The following is a 23877-nucleotide window of genomic DNA, read 5'->3' as shown; positions in this document are numbered from 1 at the left end:
ATAGAGGTGGAGGCAATGAAGAAAATAATTACTTATGGAACTTTTGATTTATTACATTATGGGCATATAAACTTATTAAAACGAGCAAAAGAATTAGGAGATTACTTAATGGTAGCTATATCTACAAATGAATTTAATGAAATAAAAGGTAAGAAGTGTTATTTTTCATACGAAGAAAGAAAAAAACTTGTTGAGTCAATAAGATATGTTGATTTGGTTATACCAGAAAACTCATGGGACCAAAAAGTAGACGATATCGTAGAATTTAAAGTAGATACTTTCGTTATAGGTGATGATTGGGAAGGAAAATTTGATTTTTTAAAAGATCATTGTGAAGTAATATATTTATCTAGAACTCCTGAAATATCTACTACAAAAATTAAGGAAGAGTTAGGGTACAATTTATAAAAAAGACCATAGTATAAATAAGTAGGAGTATAAGTATGAATAAATCAAATAAAACAGCAAAATCTGCATTAATAATAATAATATTTTCCCTAGGAAGTAAATTCCTAGGGTTTATTCGAGAAGTTCTTATAGCAGCAAAGTTTGGTTCTGGTATGGAAACAGATACCTTTTTTATTGCTTTATCCGCTTCTGCACTTATAGGGGGATTTTTACAAAATGCTATAAATACAACATTCATTCCTGTTATTTCAGAAGTTGAATCTAAAGAGGGGAAAAAAGGTAAGATAGAGCATACAAATAATATGATTAATATTATATTTTTTGTATCTTTAATCTTAACAGTAGTAGCTTTATTAGGCACTCCGATGTTAGTGAAATTATTAGCTTCTGGCTTTGAAGATGAACAGTTTGATTTAGCTGTTAAATTAACTAGAATAGGTTTACCCATGATTTTATTTAGTGGAGTTATAGGTGTAATGACAGGATATCTTCAATCAGAGCAAAAATTTAATGCTACTGCTATTATAGGGTTTCCATACAACTTTGTAAATATATTTTTTCTTTTATTCTTATCTTCCATATTTGGAATAAAGGGATTAATGGTTACTCGAGTAGTTGCTGTGTTTTCGCAACTGTTAGTGCAGATTCCAGAGGCTAGAGCATCTGGATTTAGGTATAAATTTATATTTGATATAAAAGATAAATATATAAGGAAAGCCCTATATCTTAGTTTACCAATATTAATAGGTGTAGCCATCAATGACTTAAATGCTATAGTTGATAGAACATTAGCATCTAGTCTAGTTTTAGGCAGTATATCAGCCCTAAACTATGCCAATAAGCTAAACGGACTTGTGCTAGGTGTATTTATATCAGCTATAACTACTGTAATATTTCCAGTACTGTCCAAGGAGGCCAATAATGAGAATATAGATGGGGTTAAAAGTACCATGGGTTATGGGATTAATCTTATATTATTAATTACCGTACCTGCCACAGTAGGAATGATTGTATTAGCTAAACCAATAGTTGAAATTGCTTTTCAAAGAGGAGAATTTGATGCTACAGCTACTTTAATGACTTCACAGGCCCTTATATTTTATTCCATAGGACTTGTGGCTTCAGCATTGAGGTTACTTGTAACTAGGGTATACTATTCCTTACAAGATACAAAAACTCCAATGATTAATGGTGCTATTTCTGTAGGATTTAATATAGTTTTAAACCTTATATTAGTTAAATATATGGCTCACGCAGGATTAGCATTGGCTACAAGTATAGCTATAACAATAGCTACTATTATGCTATTATATGGCTTAAAAAAGAAAATAGGTTCATTAGGTACTAAGGAATATATGATAACATTCCTCAAAACTGGACTAGCCTCTGTAATAATGGGATTAGTGGCATATATAGTATATTATGTATTATATGGTATTTTAGGAGCATCTAAATTATATAATTTAGTGTCATTATTAGTTGCAGTAGGGCTTGCAGTGATAGTCTATGGAGTATTGTGTTATTTATTTAGGATTGATGAGGTAAGGGATATGGTGGATAGGATTAGAGAAAGGTTTAGACTATTCTAGATAATGTGATTGGTGGGTGGACAGATGATAAATGCGAGAAAAAAGATTTCTTGGCTACTGGTAATATTGTGGATGACTTTGATATTTTATTTATCACATCAACCAGTTGCGAAATCAAATAAATTAAGTACAGGAATAACAGAAAAATTAATAGAAGTAGTAGAAAGGATAGATTCTGATAAGGATTTTAATTTAGGACGAGTTAATCATATTATAAGAAAGAATGCTCATTTTTTTGCATATCTGATCTTAGGAATATTGGTGATAAATGGATTAAAAAGTAGTGGTATAACTGGGCTTAAGAGTATAGGATTAGGAATACTTGTATGTGTATTATATGCTATAAGTGATGAGGTACATCAACTATTTGTTCCTGGAAGAGGTGGGCAAGTTAAGGATGTATTTATTGATAGTGCTGGATCTATCACCGGAATTATTGCATATAAGATGATAAATAAGAATAAAGAATCAGCCCAAAATACTATGCAAGAAAAAAAGTAAAACTAGGTTTATGAATAAATACGTTTACTATAAAAGAGCTGTGGTTAGGAAAAAAGGATTCCTATAACTACAGTTTTTTATCTTAGTAATTTTCACTTCAAATAATAAATAGGTGAGGCAATTCTTGTTATCTGCGGAACTGTAAAAGAGTGTTGGGGTTTAACAAATGATCTAGCTATATGAAAGCATTGGTGCTAGAAAGTTCGATGCTTTTCCATTACTGGATAGTTGAAAAGACATAGGAGTTTGTTATGGCAATATTATCCCAGTTTTGTTATAATAAAGTAAAAGAAGCAATATATATTTTGCAAAAAAGGGGAAACGTTATGGGAAAAAAAAGATCTTTCATATTATTTATTCTAGACACTATACTTATAAACATATCATATATCTTATCTTTATATATTAGATTTGAAGGAGATATAGTAGGGACTCAGTTCCTAGAATATTTTACAAAATATAAGGAGCATTTTATTTATATTACAGTAATTAAACTAGTTATATTTCTATATTTCAAATTATATAAATCTGTATGGAAATATGCTAGTATTGAGGAATTGATAAATATTGTAGTAGCTAGCATAGTATCTAATGCTGCCATACTTAGCTATATGTTTATTATGCAATCTAATTTGCCTAGAAGTATTTACATATTAGCAACTTTACTTGATATGGTTCTCATAGGAGGAATTAGATTTAGTTCCAGAGCAGTAAATAGCATTGGTGGTGGAATACTTAATAGAGATAATCAAAAGAAAATAATGATAATTGGTGGGGGAGATGCTGGAGCTATGGTTATTAGGGAATACAAGAATCATACTCAGCTAAACAGTAAACCAGTTGCCATTATTGATGATAGTGAAAAGAAACAGGGGCAGATGATAAATGGAGTCCAAGTAGTTGGGAAAAGAATAGATATTCCAACAGTGGCTGAAAAGCTTAAAATTGATGAAATTATAATTGCTATGCCTTCTGCATCTAAGAAAGAAATAAGAGATATAGTTGAAATTTCAAAGACTACAAAGGCTAAGCTAAAAATTGTACCTGGTATGTTTGAATTAATAGATGGTAAGGTTAGTATCAAGAATATTAGAGAAGTAGATATTGAAGATCTTTTAGGTAGGGAAGAAATAAAAACTGATTTAAAGGAAATTAGCTCTTACATAACTAACAAGACTGTATTAGTAACAGGTGGAGGAGGTTCTATTGGGTCTGAACTCTGTAGGCAGATTGCAAACTTTAGTCCAAAGAAATTAGTTATCCTAGATATATATGAAAACAATGCTTATGATATACAAAATGAACTCCTAAGAAAGCATAAAGATTTAAATTTAAGGACAGTTATTGCTTCCATAAGAGACAAGGATAGGATAGTTGAATTGATGAACAATGAGAAGCCACAGGTTGTATTTCATGCTGCGGCCCACAAGCATGTACCTTTGATGGAAGATAGCCCAAAGGAAGCAATCAAAAACAATGTATTTGGTACATTAAATTTAGCCCAAGCTGCCGATAAAGCTGGTGTGGACAAGTTTGTTATGATATCAACAGATAAGGCTGTAAATCCTACAAATATTATGGGTGCTAGTAAAAGAATGTGCGAAATGATTATTCAATCTATGAATAGTGTTAGCAAGACAGATTTTGTAGCTGTAAGATTTGGTAATGTATTAGGTAGCAATGGCAGTGTAATTCCTTTATTTAAAAAGCAAATTGCTGAAGGTGGACCTGTTACTGTTACTCATAAAGATGTAATTAGATATTTTATGACTATTCCAGAGGCAGTACAATTAGTTATTCAGGCTGGGGCTATGGCCAATGGTGGTGAGATTTTTATACTGGATATGGGAGAGCCTGTAAGGATAATAGATTTAGCTAAAGACCTTATTAGGCTATCTGGATTTGAGCCAGATGTAGATATACCTATTGTGATCACAGGCCTTAGACCTGGAGAGAAATTATTTGAAGAGTTACTGCTCGATGAGGAAGGACTATCTGCCACTAAGCACGATAAGATATTTATAGGGAAACCAACCTTTACCGACTACAAATTGCTCTTAAGGCTATTGGAATCAGCTAATAGAATTATAAAGATAGGCACAGATGAAGATATAAAAAATTATGTTAAAACAATAGTGCCTAACTATAGGGAGAATAATGAAGAAAATCATAATGATGATAAGAAATTGGCTAAGTCTGAAATATAGTTGATGATTCCTATCATCCATATAAAAACAGCGACCAAAATGGTCGCTGAAATTTATTTTATTCACTTTTATAAATTATCTATATATTTCCTGTCAGACCGACTTTTTAATAAGATATATCAGCATCAATACGGATATTTAGTTCTCTTTCAATTCTAGATATTATATCACTTATATCACGTCTATCCTCACTACTAGGACTATAACCAAGAGTGATTCTAACATATACAGTTGAACTACTTTCGTTACTAGCTCTTACGGTTGCATTACGGAAACCTGCATAATCTAAGTCCTCTTGTAAATATCGTTCTACATCTCTATAGTCCCCATAACCATAGTCAGAGTCATAGCCATAATCCCTATCACTAACTGAAACTTTACCATTGTTATTCGTAGTAAAGGTATATAATGTATATCTTTGATAATTATCGTAGATACTACCTTCTACCTTATGGTTCTTAAATACTTTGCTAATGTCTTCAGCTATATCTTCCATTAAGGATTTTTTGTCAGCTACTCTCATTTTTCTCCAAGCATTGCTTTCATAGTAATCTCTAGTATCTATAGTTATAGTAGCTGTAATTCTACTGCTAGTTTCTTTTAAAGATATATCAAAATTAACATCATCTACTACTCCGTAATCTTTATTTAGTTTCTTTTCTAATTCTTTAATATCAGTTTTAGTTTCCTTTTTTTCTTCTTCTTTAGATTGATTTTTTAACTTGTTGTTTTCTGCTTGTAATGCTGCTATTTCTTGATCTTTTAACTCAAGTTGTTTTTGCATTACCAGCTTTTCAGAGTCTACAAAGTTTGCTGTATGAGTTGAGTTATCATATGTAACACTTACTCCCATAATATCAGCTAAAGCTCTAACAGGCACATAAGCTCTGCCATCATATTCTTTTACAGTAAAAGCTGGAGTACCATACTTTTCTTCAACTGCTTTAGTAATATCTTCACCTTGGTAACTTAATTTGATTCGACCATGAGTAGCAGTAATCTTTTTATCAAATACTCCACTAGCTGCAAAAGCCACTGTACTCAATAACGTAAATACTAACAAAGTACTTAAAACGATCTTTTGTGTTTTTTTGTTTCTAAACATTAATCTCCCTCCTAATTTAATATAGTGTCTTACTATAATAATATCATTTTTTAACTTTATATTCAATAAAAGGAAGGAAAATTACATAAATTACCTAATTATATTAGTTTGAACTTTCAAGTATAGAGGAGATTATACTTGAAAGAATTACTAAAAAATTTAATTTAGTGATATAATATATATAAATAAAAAGTTGAGAAGGGGCGATGAAATGTTAAGCCAACAAGATTTAATAGATATAATAAGTAAAGGCGAAAATCCCTATATAGAATTCAAAGAGGAGAAAATAAAATCTAATGATCTCGCTGGAGAAATTGTTTCATTTGCAAATATGGAAGGTGGCACAATAATAATTGGTGTATCAGATGATGGAATAATAAAAGGTGTTTTGACTGAAGATATAGAAGAAAAAATAATGAATATTTGTAGAAATAACTGTATACCAAATATAATTCCAATATATAAAGAAATAAGTATAAATGGATTGAAAGTTGTTGCTCTTACAATTCCAAAGGGAATCAATAAACCATATTATACTGTTGATAACAAATATTATATTAGAGTAGGTACAACTAAGAGAATCGCTTCAAGAGAAGAATTAATGCGACTATTTCAAGCTAGTGGAGCAGTACATTTTGATATATCACCGGTTGAAGGTACTACCAAAAAAGATATTAGCATGGATTTAATAAGAGATTATTTTTTAAAATATAATATGTTTGACTTATATGAAGAAACTGAGGAAGCTGTAGATAGAATTCTTGTAAATGCAGATATATTAAAAGAAGGAATAAATACTAAAGAATGCACAGTTGGTGGATTACTTATATTCGGTAGAAGAGTAGAAGATAAGCTACCACAAAGTGGTATTAGTTTTGCACATTTTAGAGGAAATGACATAGCAGAAGAACTAATAGATAAAAAACAAATAGTAGGAAATTTACCAGATATAGTAGAACAAGCTTTAGTAATAATAAAAAATAATATAAAAACGCCTTCGACTATTGTAGGTGCAGTAAGAGAAGAAAAAGAAATATATCCAATTCTAGTACTTAGAGAAGCTTTAGTTAATGCAGTTGTGCACAGAAATTACAGTATAATTGGTTCTAAAATAAGAGTATTGATGTTTTCAGATAGAATAGAGTTTCATAGTCCAGGTAAATTACCTAATACTGTTACAATTGATAAGATGAAAATAGGAGTATCCTATTCTAGAAATCCATTCTTAGTAAAATATATGGAAAATCTAAGATATATTGACCAATTAGGTAGAGGTATACCAATGATTATAAAGAACATGAAGAATCTTGGCGCAAGGGAACCAGAGTTAAAAGAAATAGGAGAAGAATTTGTACTAACCATATATAGACCAGATTAAGTAATATTTAAAAAAATATATAAATCTTGCAATATAAAAGGCTTAGGAACCTATCTGTTCCTAAGCCTTCGGTTTGTATTAATTACATAAATTATCTAATATCCTCAAGGATAATCTTTGTAAACAACTTACCACCCTCTAAATTTAAATGGCTTGAGTCAAAGAAATATTCTGGACTATTTTCAAACCTAGGGTCATGGGAATAGTCTAGGTATTTTACATCTGGATATTTCTCTAGTAATTTATCTATTGTTTCTTCAAATTCCTTATAGAAATCCTCTGAAAAATGTTCATTATAGTATATAGTAAAGGGTGTAGTTGTAATTACTGGTTTTATATTATTTTTTATGGCTGTAGCTAATATATCATCTACAATGGCTACAAATTTATCTTTGTCTTTTCTACCTTCTTCTATAAACTCTAAATGCCTTCCAGCAGTGTCATTGCTTTCTTCTTTCATCTTATCTATAGGCATTGTAGAGACTCTATAGGTTGGTTTTGGTTCATATGCCTTTTCTTCCTTTATAAAGGCATATTTAATATTTGATTCTGCTGTAATTATAGGTAATGCCTTATATTTTAAGTATTCGTTAAGCTTTGGTTTCTTAATATCTTTAATACTTAAAAATGGATAATACATTTTATTAAAATCTTCAAAGTTTTCATTATCATATCCTAAATAAAAGGATATATAGGATATGGGAATAATAACTGTAGAACCTTCTTTAAAGTTTTCTATATATTTTTCAAAAATCTTTTCATCATAGTAAACTCTCTGGGCAGGTAGGGCAAAGTTAAAGCCTACTAGGTCTAAGTCCTCATATACAAAGGCATACTGGGCATGAGATGTACCAAGGTTACCTATGTCTATATTTTGTGGAACATAATAAAACTTGTCTGTTCCATTTATAGACTTATATATATTTGTTTGTTTATATCTAGCATTTACATATCCCACCATTATAGAAAGGACTAGTAAAAATACTATACTTTTCTTTATAAATCGAAGCATCTAATCACCTCTAAAATTGGAAATAGATAAATTCCTGAGAACCAAAGCTGCCTAGAAGGATTATCCATAATACTAAGACATAGTATAAGGTCCATCTTATCCAAATTGGCTTAGTAGATATGATTTCTCTAACACTTTTCTTTTCTTGTATTAAATGAACTAATTCCATTAGTCCTATGGATAAAAAGGCTACATTAAGTTGGAAACTATCTAATCCTAATTGATCTATTGGTACTGAATTACCTATATCTGTAAACATATTTTTTATAACATAGATTGCATCTGACATACTATTTGCTCTAAAGAATATCCATCCGAAACATATTAATATAAATGTTATAATTATTTGTAAAATCTTGTGTATTAAAGGAATCTTATTTAATCCAGTTAATTTTACTATTCTCTTTCTTATATTAGATGTCCATATGGAAAACATCTGATAAAATCCATGGATTGCTCCCCAGGCAACAAAGGTCCAGCTAGCTCCATGCCATAGTCCTGATACTAAAAATACAACAAGTAAATTTAGCTGCCATCTCCATTTAGATACTCTATTTCCACCTAGTGGTATATAGATATAATCCTTAAACCAAGTAGATAGTGATATATGCCATCTTCTCCAAAATTCCGATATGGACTTTGAAAAGTAAGGTCTTCTAAAGTTTTCCATCAATCTATATCCCATGGCTTGTGCTGAACCAATGGCTATATCTGAATATCCTGAGAAGTCACAGTATATTTGAAACGCAAATAATAGGGTAGCAAATATAAGTGGAAATCCTGTGTAGTCATGGACATTATTATATACTGTATTGACTAATATAGCTGTTCTATCAGCTATAACTACTTTTTTAAATAATCCCCAAGCTATAAGCTTTAGACCATTGGTAACTAAATCATAATCAAAGTCATGCTTTTCTCTAAACTGAGGCAACAAGTTTTCTGATCTTTCAATAGGTCCTGCTACTAATTGTGGAAAGAATGTCACATATAATGCAAATATTCCAAGATGTTTTTCTGGTTCTATGACACCCCTGTACACATCAATGGAATAACTCATTGTTTGGAATGTATAAAATGATATACCCATAGGTAGCAATAGCTTAAATTGTGGAAGATAGAAAGGAATATTTAAATATTCCAATACAGTTTTAGCTGAAGCATTAAAGAAATTAAAATACTTAAATAGGAACAACAAAGACAGGTTAGATACTAGAGAGAGTATAAGGTATTTCTTTCGTTTTTTCTGATCTTCTGTTTTTCCCATCACTAATCCTGCAAAATAATTAATTAATGTAGAGATTACAATAAGGACAATATAAACTGGTTTCCATGCCATATAGAAATAATAACTAGCCATAAGTAGTAGAACCCATCTAAACCTATATGGAATCAAAAAATATCCACCTACTACTAAGGGGAAAAATATTAAGTATTGTAAAGAATTAAAAAGCATGATTTCACCTAATTTCTCTTTATTTTCGACATTAATATTATATATTATATACATGCTATTTTCAATGATTTAAATCATTACTATCCATAGCATTACCTTAACTATCTCTTCTAATTATTCACTATGAATATATCAAACATAATTAAAGATTTATAAGATTTTCCATATTCATGAAGAAGGAACTAATATAGATAGCTTTTCTCTGAGCTTGCCTTGATTTTGCTAATATACTATGTAGTGCTATTGCAAAGAATGTCCATAAATGGTATATTTTAGTTGCCGGATTCGACAATTCGACAAAATGTGCGTATCTATATGGATTTAAAGAAAGGGGAAATTAAATGAAAAGGTATCAAAGTAAGAGACATTTTAGTATAGTTTTAGTTGTAGCAATGGTATTAACCATGCTAGTATCAAACTTTGTTCCTGCATATGCAGAAGCAAATGAAGAAATTACAATTACATTATTATCAACTTCAGATGTACATGGAAGGTATATGCCTTGGGATTATGCAATAGATGGTTCTAATCCTAGTGGAAGCTTTGCTCAAATTAGCACAGCAGTTAAGGAAGTTCGCAAGGAAAATCCAAATACAATTTTATTAGATGCAGGAGATACTATTCAGGACAATTCTGCCGAATTATTTAAGGAAATGGACAAGCATCCTGCTATGTTAGCTATGAATACTATGGGATATGATGCATGGACCATGGGAAATCATGAATTTGATTATGGATTTGATATACTTGATAATATTACTAAACAATTCAATGGTGCTGTTCTAGGAGGAAATGTTTATAAAGATAATGGAGCACGTTATTTTGATGCCTACACCATTGTTGAAAGAGAAGGAATTAAAGTAGGTATAATAGGAATGACTACTCCAATGGTAGTAGAATTTAAAGAAGATACGGATACTTTTGAAGGAAAAGAAGTTAGAAATGCAGTGGAAGAAACTAAAGAAGTAATAAAAGAATTAGAAGGAAAAGTAGATGTTATAGTTGGACTTATGCATATGGGAATGGACAATGAAAACAATAACCCAGATACAGGAGTTGCAGACCTTGCTAATGCCTGTCCAGAAATTGCTGCTATTTTTGCAGGGCATATGCACAAACTACACGAAGAAGACATGGTAAATGGAGTATTAATAGTTGAACCAAATAAATATGCTACAGATATATCTAGAGTAGATTTAACATTTGTAAAAGAAAATGATAAATTTATACTAAAGGATAAAAAAGGTTCTGCTATAAAAGTAGGGGAATATGATGTAGATCCAGAGTTAGAAAAAGTTCTTAACCCTTTCCATGAAATTGCTAGAGATGATGCTAACACTATAATTGGAGAGTTACAAACAATGGATTTTGTAGCAGAAGATGAAATAAAAGGAATTCCCACTGTACAGATTCAAGAAACACCTCTTACAAATTTCTTTAGCGAGGTTATGCTTCACTATAGTAATGGTGCAGATGTAGTTGCCCATCAAATTGATAACGACAAAGCAGGTCTAAATGTTGGACCTATAAAGAAAAAAGATATTTCATATAATTACCAATATGCTGGTGGAGAAGTAACTGTATATAAAGTAACTGGTAAAGATCTTAAGGATTATATGGAATGGTCAGTAGACTATTTTAATACATCAAAACCAGGTGATGTAACAGTTAGCTTTAATAAAGAACGTCGTGCTTCAAAGTATAGCACTAATGATATATTTGGTGGAGTAAAATATGAGATAGATTTAAGCAAGGACTATGGAAATAGAATCGTAAATCTAAGACATTTGGACGATACAGCTATAAACCCAGAAGACGAAATTAAACTAGGTCTAAATGCTTATAGGATGAAGGCACTTATAGGTAAAGGTGGTCCTTTAGAAGATAGAGAATTTGAACAAATATATTCAACTCAAGACGAAGCTGCCTATGGTGAAATTGAAGGAAGAATTCGTAATTTAGCGGCTAGATATATTCAAGATGTTAAGAATGGAGTATATGAAGGAAAGTTAAATAATACTTGGAAGATAGTTGGAGTAGATACAGATGCTCCAGTGAGAAAAGATATAGTAGAACTAATAAATGAAGGAATCTTAGAAGTGCCAAAAACTGAAGACGGTAAATATACAAATATTGCATCTATAAATATTCAAGAACCAGTAACAGAGGAAGAAATAAATACTTTATCAGAAAAAGTAGGTCTTGACCCAAGTCTATTTAAAGGAATAGAAAATAAGGGAGAGTTCTATGAAAAACTTAATGCTTCCAGAAAAGAAATCGTAGAAGAGATAATAGAAGAACCAACAGAAGAGCTAGTAGAGGAACCAGTGGAAGAATTGGTAGAAAAGCCTGAAGAAAAACCTGCTCCAGAGGAACAAACAATATATACTGTAAAATCTGGAGATGTTTTATATAGAATAGCTTTAGAATTTGAAACAACATGGCAAAAACTAGCAGAATATAATAAGATTAAAAATCCACATAGAATTTATCCAGGACAAGAAATATTAATACCTTAGTTTTAATGGATTGAAAAAGAGAATATAAAAAACGTTCTCAAAATCATCAAAATAAATAAAAAAATAAGCTCAAGGAGTTAGCCCCCTGGGCTTATTTTCATTTGCTTCATCTAATTATAGGATTTAAATTCACCTAATCCATTTTTTTAGATTGTTCACTGCCGTAGTTTTTAGATTAACTACAGTCCTATAGCTTATGCCTAATTTATCTGCTATTTCATACATACTCATATTTTCCATATAAAAGAGAAGTATAATCTCTCTTTGTCTTTCTGTTAATTTATCTAGGGATTCTTTAATTAAGTTATTGGTTTCATCTTCTATAATCAATTCAATGGTGTCTTTACTATCTGATACTAAAAAATCCATAATCTCTCCGTCATTATCTCCGATGGGCTCATTAAGGGATAGGTGAAATTTTACTTTATGTTTGTTTAGATATAGGTATTTAAGTTTTGATTGTATATATCCTAAGAAATGGACTTCCTTAGATTCGTCGAAGTCCTTTATGGACTCTAATATGCAAATAACTCCATCTTGAATTAAGTCATCATATTCATTGGGTTTGTTATAGTATCTCCTAATGGAACTAATCAATAGGGGTCTTAGTCTTTCGATGATTTCTTCCATAGAGAACTTATTTCCTTCTTTGGCTTTACTAACTAATTTATCCCACATAATCTCCCTCATTTTCCGCTACATTTATAGAATAATCCTTATGGAAACTCTTTATTATGTAGCCATTTCTTATATGATTTTGTAATGTAGGCAAGGTTGATATTGATTTAATTATTTTTCCATCACTAAGACAGACTTCTCTATGATCTTTTTTATCTGTCACTATATAAATATGTTTTATATTTATATAGCTAAAAGCTCCATCATTCTTACAGATAGGGGTTCTAGTTTTAATGGGAACAAAGATATTCTCTTCACTAAGGGGCATAGGTATTAGATTAGATGATGATATAAGGTGTTGATATTTTCTCTTAACTTCCCTAGGGGTTACTTTGTAGTGTTTCTCCAATGCTTTAATCACTGTTTTAATAGATCTTTCAATTACGAATGGTTCCATCTTTTCTAAATATACCACAGTGCAGTTTCCTTTTGACCTTATATATTCTGGTAATACTGCCATGAGTTCCTCTCTAAATAATCTCTCCATAAGTTTTCTACCTCCTTCATAAGTCAAACGGGCGTTCCATATTAAGACCATAATATCAGAACGTAAGTTTCAAATCAATAGAAAAGGAAATTACAGGGACTTTCTCAAAGTCATGGTCGAAAAACCTGTAAAACAACAGTGTTACAGCGATTTTTTTCTACATATCTTCCGGGAAAACAACAAAAGCTTATTTTAAAACAAATAAATAGATGTTATACTAAAATAAATGAAGAATTTTAGGGATGATTAGATGAATTTGAGAAAGATTTTTACAAATAATAAGCTATTAGTTAGATTGGTAATTTTATATTTAATAACTTCCATATTGCTCACTAGTATATTAATGGGTCTAGTATCCTATTTTGTATCCTCTAGGACTAAGGAAAGGATTACTGAATCTGAGCAGGATATAATGAAACAGTCCTATAATACTGTTTATTATGCTTTAACCAATATATATGGAGACTTTTATGCTTTATGGTCTAGGAATAAGGATATAGAAAAGGTGCTAGGAGAAGGAAAGATAACAAGTGAGGATATTAAAACTGCTTCAGATATTATAGATAGTGCTGCCTTTAGAGATGATCTAGTGGATTCTGTATATATAATAAATGAAAAGACAGATTTAGTTTTATCTAATATTTATCCACCGGAGACTATTGAGAATTTTTATGATAGATCAGCCATAAAATTATTTAAGGATTTCGAGAAGAATTATGACTCATATAAAAATGAAGTATTCTTTCCTAGAAAGGTTCACTACAATACTAATGGTACTGATTATAAGAAGGACTATATATCCATTGTATATGCTTCCAATGATAAATTTGGCAATATCGAATCTGGAATAATAGTTAATATTGATCAGAACAAACTATCAAAATTAGTTAATATAGAAAATAAAGAAGGAACCATGATTATTGTTAATAGTGGTGGAGAAATTATATCGGATTCTAAGGGAGGAAGTTTCGGCAAGGGCTTACCTAGGGGAGAACTCTACAATGGTATAGCTAATAATCCTAAGGAAGAGGATAGTTTTATAGGAGATTATTTAGGAGAGAAATCCTTTATTACATTTAAAAAGGCTGGGAATATTGGTTTTGCATTTATTAGTATAATTCCCTATTGGGTCATAGGAGAAGAGACTGCTGGAATTAATAGAGTTATAGCTTTGCTTTTTATTATTGCGATGTTTATTAGTTTAATAGTTAGTATAATTTCAATTAAAAGAATTTATGGACCCTTAAATGATTTAATAAAGGATATAAAGGAAGAACCTTCCCTTGGAAACTCCATGGAGGTAGATGAATATACTTTCTTAGGTGATGTCTATAAGAGTCTTATTATAAAAAATAGAAGGTCCTATACTGCTAGGATATTCAATGGAAATTATAATGACTTATCTAGGGAAGCTTTAGGATTTTCTAAGGAGAAGTTTTTAACCTTAGGGATTATGAATGATGAAAATTCTTCTTCAAATTTACTGGAGGAGCTTATCAATATCTTTGAAGATAATACTGAATGGGTATGGGCCATAACTTCTTCTAATTCTATGGGCGGAATTATAAATGAAGATAATTTCCAGGATAATATGATGGAAAAGATAATGGAGGATTTAATAAATATTCAAGACATTATAGCGGATAAATTAGATGTGACAGTTTCCATAGGAATTGGAACTGTAGTAAATACTATGGAAAGTATTAGATTAAGTCATAGATATTCTCTATTAGCTGCTCAATATGCCTTATCCATAGGTGAAAATCAAATAATCTTATATAATGAAATAGAAGATACTAAAGCGGCTGCCAGTGCCAATAAGGATTCCATAGCAGACAAGGTAGAGGAATATATTAATAATAACTTTACTAGACAAGGTTTCGCAGCAGATGAAATATCTAAGGATATAGGCTTATCTTTAGGATATATTAGACAGATATTTAGAGAAGAAAAGGGTATTACTCTTAATGATTATATAATTAATTGCAGAATTCAAAGGGCAAAGGAGCTTCTTATAAATACTGAAGATACTGCCAAAGATATTTCAGAAGCTGTAGGTTATTATGATAATAGATATTTTTATACTATATTTAAGAAAAAAGTTGGTATGACTACAGAAGAATTTAGAAAACAGGGAAGGGAGGAGTATTATGAAAAGCAATAAGTTAGTAAAGATACTTATATTGATTATAGTAGTTTTATCTGTTGGACTAATTACTACTGTAATTAAACTTAATACTACTTCCAACCTAGTGCAAAACAATTCAGGAAATATTGTAGAAAACCAGAAGGAAACACCTATTGTAGAAAAGCCCATAGAAAATGTGATAGAAAAGCCTGTGGAAAATCCAATAGAAGAACCAATAGAAAAACCCATAGAGGAAGAAGTAGAGGAACCTGAAATAGAAGAAGTAAAGGGCAAAAACAATCAAGAAAAAAATCCTGAAAAGAATAAGGATTATAAGGACAAAAAAGATAAAAAAGATAAAAAAGATAAAAATAATACAAACAATAAAAATAATAAAGATAACAAGAATAACAAAAATAATAAGAACAACAAAAAACAGGAAGAAAAATCAATTGTCAAATCTAATTATATATCTTCAGATGAGGCAATAAAAATTGGAATTAGTAAAGTAGGAGAAGGAGCAGAATTAATAAAAATTCAATCTGATCTTGATGATAATCCACCTAAATATGAATTAGAAATTATTTTAGGTAAATATGAATATGAAATAGAAATCCATGCCATAACTGGAGCAGTGATTGATTTTGAGAAAGATGAAGTGGACTAAACCATTGGAAACACTGGATATGTAAAAAACAAACATAGAGTATTCTACATGTTTGATATGTTGAAAAACTTGTTTTTAATGGTATTCAAACTTTCTAATTGTCATAAAACCATATAAAATAAAATCAAGAAAAACAAAAGGAGTTGGTTTTAATGACAAAGAAAATGATTAAAAAAGTAGTACCTATGTTAATAGGAACTTTAGCAGTTACTATGGTAGTATCTGCTGTGAATCCTACTACATTAGCAGAGGCTGCTAATGGAATAAGATATAGTATTCCTAGAGTTAGTTCAAGTGTAGTAACAAATAAGAAATCTGTTGAATATATTTCTCAAGAAGAAGCGAAAGCCATAGCTATGAAAAAAGCACCTAAAAACAAATCAGAAGTCACTAAGGTTGAAACATTACTTGGCTATGAGGATCCTCATTATAATGTTGAAATAACCAGTGTATTAAATAAAAACCTTACAAAGATATTTACTATTAAAGTTGACGGTGTTACTGGAAAAATAGAAGATTTAGATGTGGAGAAAATTATAAATAATAAAGATAAAGATAAAGATAAAGATAAAGTAAATAAAGACAAAGTAAATAAACATGAGGGAAATAAAAATTCAGATAAAAAACACAAAAAAGAAGAAAAAGAAGTGGTAAAAACAAATCTTATCAGTAGAGATAAGGCCATAAAAATTGCCCTTGATAAAATAGGCAGAGATGCAGATTTGGAAGAGATGGAGTTAGATAAAGATGATAATCCACCAAAATATGAAATAGAAATGTATAACGATGATTATGAATATGAGATAGAAATCCACGCCATAACAGGAGCTATATTAAAGTTTGAAAAAGAATAATTCCGATTTTTGGTGACCAAAAATCGGAGTTATTATAGATTACCTATGGTTTTAGATAACTCAATAATACTTTCTGATAGCTGATTTAATTTGCCTTCTATTCTTACTAATAAATATATGGAAAGAACTATGGGAAATCCTAGATTAGCTATACCAGAATATATTTCTTCCATTATATCACCATCCTTTTATGTGGTTAAAGGGGACTTAATGTCCCCTTTTATTAAATATCAAATTTACTTACTGATGTATATACTATTCTAGCTTCTGAAACATCTGCAAGTTCTCCAGTAGAGGACATAAATATATTGGATGCAAGAATTGTATCCATTGCAGATCTTACCTCCTCAGAATCTAGCTCTGCCTTTGGCTCATCTATTGATAGGACAAATTTTTTATTTGCTTCATCAATAAATTCCATTTCTAATTTAGTTTTTTCCATTGTATCACCACCTTTCTATTAGAGAAACCTAATTACTCAATAAGAGTAGTAGTTTCCACTCTTTGTACCTTTAACAAATTCTTATCCTGTAGGCCAGCAATAGCTGCGGCTGCATTGTATAAGTCTTGGTCTTCTGCTGTGGTTTTAATTTGTGTAAAGGATTTTGGGTGGATTTTTTGTTTACCGTCAACTATTCCACCGTCAAGCTCAAGTCTCAAGGATGTTTTTTCCTTAATAGTTGTTATAGCCATTTTATCACCTCCTTGCCTAATATATAGAATAGGTAAGATAAAGTTACTAGGGTGATTCTAATAAATTTAAATAACTCCAATTTTTGAAGCCTTGGTTCAGAAATTGGAGTTATTTGTCTATATATGGGTATATATAGAGAAAAAAGGGGGGGAGAAAAATTGAAACTAAAGGCAAAGTTACTTGTATTTACTGCATTTATTTGTATTTTTTCAATTTTACTTATTTCAGTTATTAACTATACCTTAGCAATCAAAAATCTTGAATCTAAGATTAATGAAAATACTACATTGGAGGCATATGCCACTGCTAGAGAAGTGAATCAGTGGATGATTCGTGAGAAGGAGTTCATAAATGGAATATTAGATGGAATTATATACAATGATAACCACGAAAAAGATTATATAAAAGGATTGGTAACTAAATTAACAGAGGAAAATCCAGACAACACTTACTATATTTCCTATGGAGACAATACCTATTTTTCAGAAGGTATAAGTGTAGAAGAATTTAAGGCTACAACTAGACCCTGGTATATAGGAGCAATGGCAACTGAAGACTTCTTTATTTCAGAACCATATATAGATGCTGTCACTAATGAAATGGTAATGACCATATCTAAAAAGTTTAAAACATTAAGTGGTATAGATGGTGTAATGGGAACTGATATATCTATTGATTATTTAGTAGACTTCATAGCTCAAGCTGATTATGGAGAAGGATCCTACGCATTTTTAATAGATGATAAAGGTAATATACTGACTCATTTGAATGATGAATATAAGCCTAATAAAGATGGCAGCTTTAAGAAAATAGATGATTTAGGAAAAGTATCAGAGTTAGTCGGAAAGGTTGGATTAAAGCTTAAAGATAGAAAGATACAAGATTTTGATGGAGTAGATAGATTGTTTTTCTATGGTCCTGTGGAGGAAAGTAATTGGACAGTAGGAGTATCCGTGGAAAATAATAATGTAATGGGTACTATAAATAGGGTTATTTTCCTTACTCTAGCTGCTACAATAGGTGTAATCCTTATATCCATAATACTTGTATTATATGTGGCAAATAACATAACAAACCCTATTAAGGATTCTGTAAAAATTGCTGAAGATATATCCAATTTAGATTTATCTAAATCCATAAGTGAAAAGGATTTAAATAGAAAAGATGAATTAGGAGAAATATATGGTTCTTTCAATCTTATTATAGAAAAGTTAAAGGCTTTTATGGTGGATATGAAAGAGTCTATAGATATAAGCAATGAAGTAAGTGAAGAAACTTTAAACAAAGTTCATTATTTATTAAATGAGGCAGAGGATACTTCTGCTACAACTGAAGAATTATCTGCAGGTATGGAGGAAACCTCAGCTACTACCATATCTATAAACGAGTCCTCACAGGAGATAGAAAGAGCATTATCGGACTTTGCAGAGAAGGTAGAAGAAGGTGCAAACACATCTAATGAAATAAGTATAAAGGCAGATAAACTAAGTCATCAATTTATTACTGCAAAAGATAAAACTATGAATATATATTCTGATGCAAGAAAGGAAATAGATAATGCTATAGTTTCATCTAAAGAAGTGGAGAAAATAAATATATTATCCAATGCAATACTGGAAATATCAGAACAAACTTCCTTACTATCATTAAATGCAGCTATTGAGGCAGCTAGAGCAGGAGAGTCTGGTAGAGGTTTTGCAGTAGTTGCAGATGAAATAAGAAAGCTAGCAGAGAATTCTAATTCAACAATAGGAGAAATACAAACTGTAACTGAAGGTATTACAAAGTCAGTGGAAAATTTAATCAAAAGTATATCTCTTGTAATGGATTTCATAGAAAAAGATATATATACAGATTATGAGCTGATGGTAGATGCAGTAAATCAATATAGAGAAGATGGTTCCCACTTAAACAATGTAATATCAGATTTAAGTGCCACAGCAGAAGAGCTTTCAGCAACTATAAATGAAATTTCCATAGCAATTAAGGAAGTATCTATTACAGTGGAAGAATCAACTTTAGCTACTACAAATATTGCAGATAAGAATATGAATATTGTAGAGGCAGTAAATGATATAAGTAAAATAATAGAAAGAAATAAATATATATCAGATAGATTAGAGGAAATAGTTTCTCAAGTAAGATTCTAATCAGTAACCCCGATCCACTATAAAGCTCAAGCCTCAAGAATATTTTCTTTTTAATAGTTGTTATAGCCATTTTATCACCTCCTCGCCTAATATATAGAATAGGTAAGGAGGTGATTTTAATAAAATTGGAATTATTGAAGTATTAATTTTATCTATAAATTAACAATCTGTTATAGATAAAATTAATTTGCTTTCAAAAAACTACTATGTTAAACTGAATTGGTTAAAAATTGTACAGGAGGAAATGATATGAAGAGACTTGTAGCCTTATTATTAATTATTATTATGGCTTTTACTTTTACAGGATGTACCAAGAAAGAACAATCAGAACAACCATCTATAAATCCAGAAGTTGGACAAGATGCAGATACGACAGAGGTTGTGGAAAAGCCATTTGAAGGAACGACTTTAGAAGTTTTAGTTGCTTATGGTGGAGCTGAAAATTCATTTGATGCTTTCACTGAAAAGACAGGAATTAAAATTGAGTGGTTAAGTATGTCAACAGGTGCTGCTCTTGCTAAGTTGCAAGCAGAAGATGGAAAGACTACTGCTGATATTTGGTTTGGGGGTGGAGTAGATTCCTATTTAAATGCTAGGGATTTGGGATATCTTGAGGCATATAAATCACCAGAAGCTGAAGCTATAAATCCACAATATAATGATAAAGATGGAAATTTCTCAGGATTAGCTTTAGTTCCAGCTGGATTTATTGTAAACGATGATATTCTTAAGGAAAAGGGGCTTGAGGCTCCAAAAACTTGGGAAGATTTAGCTGATCCAAAGTATAAGGGAGAAGTAATGATGGCTGATCCTGCTATTTCAGGTACTAACTATGCCATAGTAAGTGGACTTATTCAGGCATGGGGAGAAGAAAAGGCTTGGGATTACTTTAATAGATTAGATGATAATATAGAATTCTATGCTAAAGGTGGCGGAGAACCACTTGAAAAGGTAGGAGCAGGTGAGTTTGCCATAGGTGTTGTGGCTATTACTGGTGGTACTTTCAATATTGGTGAGACTAACCCTACTAGCGTTGTTTATCCAGAGGACTTAATTCCTTGGACTCCTGCACCTATAGCTATATTTAAAAATACTAAAAATTTAGATGCTGCAAAAGTATTTATAGATTGGTATTTATCTCAAGAAGGTCAGACTATTTTAAGAGAAGCAGATGCTAGAATAATGGCTAGAGATGATGTGGAAGCACCAGAATTAATGAGCGGATTAGATAAGAGTAAACTTATAGACTTTGATTTAGAATTAATGGGTAAAGACAGAGATAGTATCCTTGAAAGATGGAAGGATTTAGTTGGTGATAAATAGAAGTAAATTAAAAGAAAGAGTTGATTTTTCAGCTCTTTCTTTTGACTATGTTATAGACAAATTAATTCTATTTACAGTTATAATAAGTTTACTTATGTTTATTCTATATCCGATTATTATGGTAATATCTACAAGTTTTTATAGTAAAGGTGTTTTTACCTTAGATAACTACAAGGACTTACTTAAAAATGAAAATATTAAATTAATAAAAAATAGTTTATTTGTCTCAACTTTATCTTCAATACTTGGGACTTTTTTTGCATTAATCATAAGTTTATTTACTTTTTTGCAAAGAGAAAGGTTAAAGAAGATAATCCTGAAATCATTGATGATTACTATGATATCTCCACCTTTTGTTTCAGCCTTGGCATTGATTTTATTATTTGGAAGAAGAGGACTTATAACTTATAATCTATTGGGTTTAAGTGTAAACCCCTATGGTTGGAAGGGGATAGTTTTGCTTCAAACTTTAGGACAAGTATCCCTTGCTTCCATGATGCTTATTTCGACTTTAGACTCCATAGACAATAGACAGATATTAGCATCTAGAGATTTGGGAGCATCTCCCATGAGTACTTTAATCAATGTAATTTTACCTGCCAGTTTTCCAGGAATTATGTCTGTTTTATTTTTACAGTTTACTATAAATCTAGCAGACTTTGGTACTCCCATAATCATAGGTGGAAGGTTTAAAGTATTGGCAACTGAAGCCTATATGAAGATTTTTTCTTCTGGAGATTTAGGCAAGGCTGCGGCTATGTCAGTTCTCCTTATTCCACCAGCAATAATTGCTTTTTATTTCTATAGAAAAAATATGACGAAACTAAATAATTTATCTAGTGGGACTAAGGCTGTTGGAGGAGATAATTATGATTTTAATCTTCCTTTTGGAATTAGGTGTATATTGTCATTTATAACAGGATTATTTTTTCTTTTAATGATATTGAAATATGGAAATATATTTTTATCTGCAATATCTATTAATTCTTCTGGAAGTCTTAAATTTACCTTAAAACATTTTAAAGAAGTTAGATTCGGATATTTACCTAGTATATATAGAAGTATAGTTTTCGCCATAAGTTCAGGGATTATCTCTTCCATAATAGGAATATTATTATCTTATTATACACATAGAAGAGAATTACCCTTTATGAAATATATTGAATTTATATCTTCTTTACCATATATTATTCCAGGAATATTTTTTGGACTTGGATATATTGTAGCATTTAATAATGAACCCTTATTGTTGACAGGGACTACTTTAATTGTAATATTGAATAATACTTTTAGACATATTTCAGTTGCGAATAAAGCTGCCAATGCCTATTTTACAACTATGAATAGTAAAATTGAAGATGCAGCTAGAGATTTAGGAGCATCAAGAACTAGAATACTTATGACTATTATATTTCCTCTATTAAAGCCAACTTTTCTTACTAGCTTTATAAATACATTTACTGCTTGTATGACCACTGTAGGAGCTATTATATTTTTAGTATCTCCTAGAAATGTAGTATCTAGTATTGTAATGTTTAAAGATATTTCAAATGGACAATATGGTTTAGGAGCAGTGATGGCAAGTATACTTATTGTTATAACAGTTTCAGTAAATCTAATTGCTATAAAACTTCTTAGTAAGGAAAGGGCGTGAGAAAATGTTTTTAGAGATGAAGGACTTAACTAAACTATTTGATAAGGATAATGGAGTAAGAGAATTTAATCTTAAAGTAGAAGAAGGGGAATTTGTAACTATATTAGGACCTTCAGGCTGTGGTAAAACTACTACATTAAACTTATTAGGCGGTTTTCTATATCCTGATAAAGGAGAAATTTTACTAGATGAATTAAATATCACTAAATTTCCACCAGAAAAAAGACCTATATCTACAGTTTTCCAAAACTATGCTCTATTTCCTCATATGAATGTAATAGAAAATATTGCTTATGGGATTAGATTCTATAGGAAAGAAAAAAAGAGAAAAGCCATGGAAATAGCTAAAGACTATATTAATATAGTTGGACTTGAAGGATATGAAAAAAGTAAAGTAGGAAATTTAAGTGGTGGACAACAGCAAAGAGTTGCTTTAGCCAGATCCATGGCTACTAATCCTAAAATTTTACTTCTAGATGAACCTCTTAGTAATTTAGATGCAAGCCTTAGAGTGAAAATGAGGGAGGAATTAAAGGAGCTTCAAAAAAGGTTAAATATCACAATGATATTTGTAACCCACGATCAATCGGAGGCTCTTTCCCTATCAGATAAAATTGTAGTCATGGAGAAGGGAAATATAGTACAGATAGGTTCTCCCAAAGAAATATATTTTTATCCAGCAAATGAATATGTGGCATCTTTTATTGGTAAATCTAATTTATTTATTGAAGATGAGAAGAACTATATTTTAAGACCTGAAGATATAAAAATGGAAAGAAGTATTAACGGAAAATATATTATTAAAGAAAAGGTCTTTATGGGGCAACATACAGAATATAAAATCCAAAATAATCAACAGATATTAGAAGTTCATTTATCGGGGAAGGACAATAGTGAATTTAGTCTGGGCGATAAGGTAGATATAGAAATTAGTCATAAAAATAAAATATAATTTCCACCTTTAGTGACCATAAGTTGGTTATATTTTAATTATCTAGAAAAATTTACCAAATTAAAGAAGGAGTTTTTGATTCTTTGTAGAATATAGATATAATATAGAAAAATTT

Annotated in this window: 21 protein-coding genes; 13 read left to right on the top strand and 8 right to left on the bottom strand. The window is 30.5% G+C overall.

Annotated elements, in window-relative coordinates; genetic code table 11:
* The first annotated feature begins 15 nt into the window (after positions 1-15).
* The 4 genes from tagD (at position 16) to RBU61_RS15490 (ending at position 4705) form a co-directional block, all read left to right on the top strand.
* A complete protein-coding gene (tagD, locus tag RBU61_RS15505) occupies positions 16-408 on the top strand; it encodes a glycerol-3-phosphate cytidylyltransferase (protein WP_308876544.1) in 393 nt (130 codons plus the stop codon).
* Between the two features lie 35 nt (positions 409-443).
* Entirely contained in the window at positions 444-1997 is a 1554-nt protein-coding gene (murJ, locus tag RBU61_RS15500; RefSeq protein WP_308876543.1) for a murein biosynthesis integral membrane protein MurJ, read from the top strand.
* Positions 1998-2021: 24 nt separating this feature from the next.
* A complete protein-coding gene (locus tag RBU61_RS15495; RefSeq protein WP_308876542.1) occupies positions 2022-2498 on the top strand; it encodes a VanZ family protein in 477 nt (158 codons plus the stop codon).
* A gap of 326 nt (positions 2499-2824) precedes the next feature.
* On the top strand, positions 2825-4705 hold the full coding sequence (locus RBU61_RS15490; RefSeq protein ID WP_308876541.1) for a nucleoside-diphosphate sugar epimerase/dehydratase: 1881 nt from the start codon (positions 2825-2827) through the stop codon (positions 4703-4705).
* A gap of 106 nt (positions 4706-4811) precedes the next feature.
* On the opposite strand, the gene RBU61_RS15485 is transcribed toward RBU61_RS15490, so the two are convergent.
* Positions 4812-5810, bottom strand: coding sequence for a stalk domain-containing protein (locus RBU61_RS15485; protein ID WP_308876540.1), 999 nt, complete (start codon positions 5808-5810; stop codon positions 4812-4814).
* Between the two features lie 211 nt (positions 5811-6021).
* Here RBU61_RS15485 and RBU61_RS15480 point away from each other — a divergent pair, with 211 nt between their 5' ends.
* Positions 6022-7188, top strand: a complete 1167-nt coding sequence (locus RBU61_RS15480) for an ATP-binding protein (protein WP_308876539.1) — start codon at positions 6022-6024, stop codon at positions 7186-7188.
* Between the two features lie 91 nt (positions 7189-7279).
* Here RBU61_RS15480 and RBU61_RS15475 read toward each other — a convergent pair whose 3' ends face one another.
* Positions 7280-8200 carry an SGNH/GDSL hydrolase family protein gene (locus RBU61_RS15475; RefSeq protein WP_308876538.1) on the bottom strand — a complete coding sequence of 307 codons (921 nt, stop codon included), beginning with the start codon at positions 8198-8200 and terminating at the stop codon, positions 7280-7282.
* A 10-nt stretch (positions 8201-8210) separates the two neighbouring features.
* Positions 8211-9596, bottom strand: coding sequence for an MBOAT family O-acyltransferase (locus tag RBU61_RS15470; protein ID WP_308876537.1), 1386 nt, complete (start codon positions 9594-9596; stop codon positions 8211-8213).
* A 401-nt stretch (positions 9597-9997) separates the two neighbouring features.
* Here RBU61_RS15470 and RBU61_RS15465 point away from each other — a divergent pair, with 401 nt between their 5' ends.
* Entirely contained in the window at positions 9998-12175 is a 2178-nt protein-coding gene (locus tag RBU61_RS15465) for a 5'-nucleotidase C-terminal domain-containing protein (protein WP_308876536.1), read from the top strand.
* 129 nt (positions 12176-12304) lie between these two features.
* Here the strand turns inward: RBU61_RS15465 and RBU61_RS15460 are convergent, their stop codons facing one another.
* The gene (locus tag RBU61_RS15460; RefSeq protein WP_308876535.1) at positions 12305-12853 is read right to left on the bottom strand and encodes a sigma-70 family RNA polymerase sigma factor; all 549 of its coding nucleotides are present in this window, start codon (positions 12851-12853) and stop codon (positions 12305-12307) included.
* The gene (locus RBU61_RS15455) at positions 12843-13340 is read right to left on the bottom strand and encodes a hypothetical protein (protein WP_308876534.1); all 498 of its coding nucleotides are present in this window, start codon (positions 13338-13340) and stop codon (positions 12843-12845) included. Before RBU61_RS15455 ends, RBU61_RS15460 begins: the two co-directional genes overlap by 11 nt.
* Before the next feature lie 250 nt (positions 13341-13590).
* Between RBU61_RS15455 and RBU61_RS15450 the strand changes: the two genes are divergently transcribed.
* The 3 genes from RBU61_RS15450 (at position 13591) to RBU61_RS15440 (ending at position 16989) form a co-directional block, all read left to right on the top strand.
* On the top strand, positions 13591-15504 hold the full coding sequence (locus tag RBU61_RS15450) for an AraC family transcriptional regulator (RefSeq protein ID WP_308876533.1): 1914 nt from the start codon (positions 13591-13593) through the stop codon (positions 15502-15504).
* Positions 15491-16135, top strand: a complete 645-nt coding sequence (locus tag RBU61_RS15445; protein ID WP_308876532.1) for a hypothetical protein — start codon at positions 15491-15493, stop codon at positions 16133-16135. Before RBU61_RS15450 ends, RBU61_RS15445 begins: the two co-directional genes overlap by 14 nt.
* 152 nt (positions 16136-16287) lie before the next feature.
* Positions 16288-16989, top strand: a complete 702-nt coding sequence (locus RBU61_RS15440) for a PepSY domain-containing protein (RefSeq protein WP_308876531.1) — start codon at positions 16288-16290, stop codon at positions 16987-16989.
* Positions 16990-17021: 32 nt separating this feature from the next.
* On the opposite strand, the gene RBU61_RS15435 is transcribed toward RBU61_RS15440, so the two are convergent.
* From RBU61_RS15435 to RBU61_RS15425, 3 genes are read right to left on the bottom strand one after another with little or no spacing between them, the layout of a single operon-like run.
* Complete coding sequence (locus RBU61_RS15435) at positions 17022-17162, bottom strand: YvrJ family protein (protein ID WP_308876530.1); 141 nt, start codon at positions 17160-17162, stop codon at positions 17022-17024.
* A gap of 50 nt (positions 17163-17212) precedes the next feature.
* A complete protein-coding gene (locus RBU61_RS15430; RefSeq protein ID WP_308876529.1) occupies positions 17213-17431 on the bottom strand; it encodes a DUF2922 domain-containing protein in 219 nt (72 codons plus the stop codon).
* Between the two features lie 32 nt (positions 17432-17463).
* Positions 17464-17682: a DUF1659 domain-containing protein gene (locus tag RBU61_RS15425; RefSeq protein WP_308876528.1), complete on the bottom strand. Its 219-nt coding sequence runs from the start codon at positions 17680-17682 to the stop codon at positions 17464-17466.
* Positions 17683-17841: 159 nt separating this feature from the next.
* Between RBU61_RS15425 and RBU61_RS15420 the strand changes: the two genes are divergently transcribed.
* The 4 genes from RBU61_RS15420 to RBU61_RS15405 all read left to right on the top strand — a co-directional run bounded on the left by RBU61_RS15420 (position 17842) and on the right by RBU61_RS15405 (position 23762).
* Entirely contained in the window at positions 17842-19833 is a 1992-nt protein-coding gene (locus RBU61_RS15420; protein WP_308876527.1) for a methyl-accepting chemotaxis protein, read from the top strand.
* 249 nt (positions 19834-20082) lie between these two features.
* Positions 20083-21156, top strand: coding sequence for an ABC transporter substrate-binding protein (locus tag RBU61_RS15415; RefSeq protein WP_308876526.1), 1074 nt, complete (start codon positions 20083-20085; stop codon positions 21154-21156).
* Entirely contained in the window at positions 21146-22810 is a 1665-nt protein-coding gene (locus tag RBU61_RS15410; protein ID WP_308879834.1) for an iron ABC transporter permease, read from the top strand. The genes RBU61_RS15415 and RBU61_RS15410 overlap by 11 nt, the downstream gene beginning before the upstream one ends.
* A 4-nt stretch (positions 22811-22814) precedes the next feature.
* Positions 22815-23762, top strand: coding sequence for an ABC transporter ATP-binding protein (locus RBU61_RS15405; protein WP_308876525.1), 948 nt, complete (start codon positions 22815-22817; stop codon positions 23760-23762).
* The last annotated feature ends 115 nt before the right edge of the window (positions 23763-23877 follow it).

The sequence above is a fragment of the Tissierella sp. MB52-C2 genome (assembly GCF_030931715.1).
Classification (GTDB): domain Bacteria; phylum Bacillota; class Clostridia; order Tissierellales; family Tissierellaceae; genus Tissierella.
This window is presented reverse-complemented; position numbering and strand designations above follow the sequence as displayed.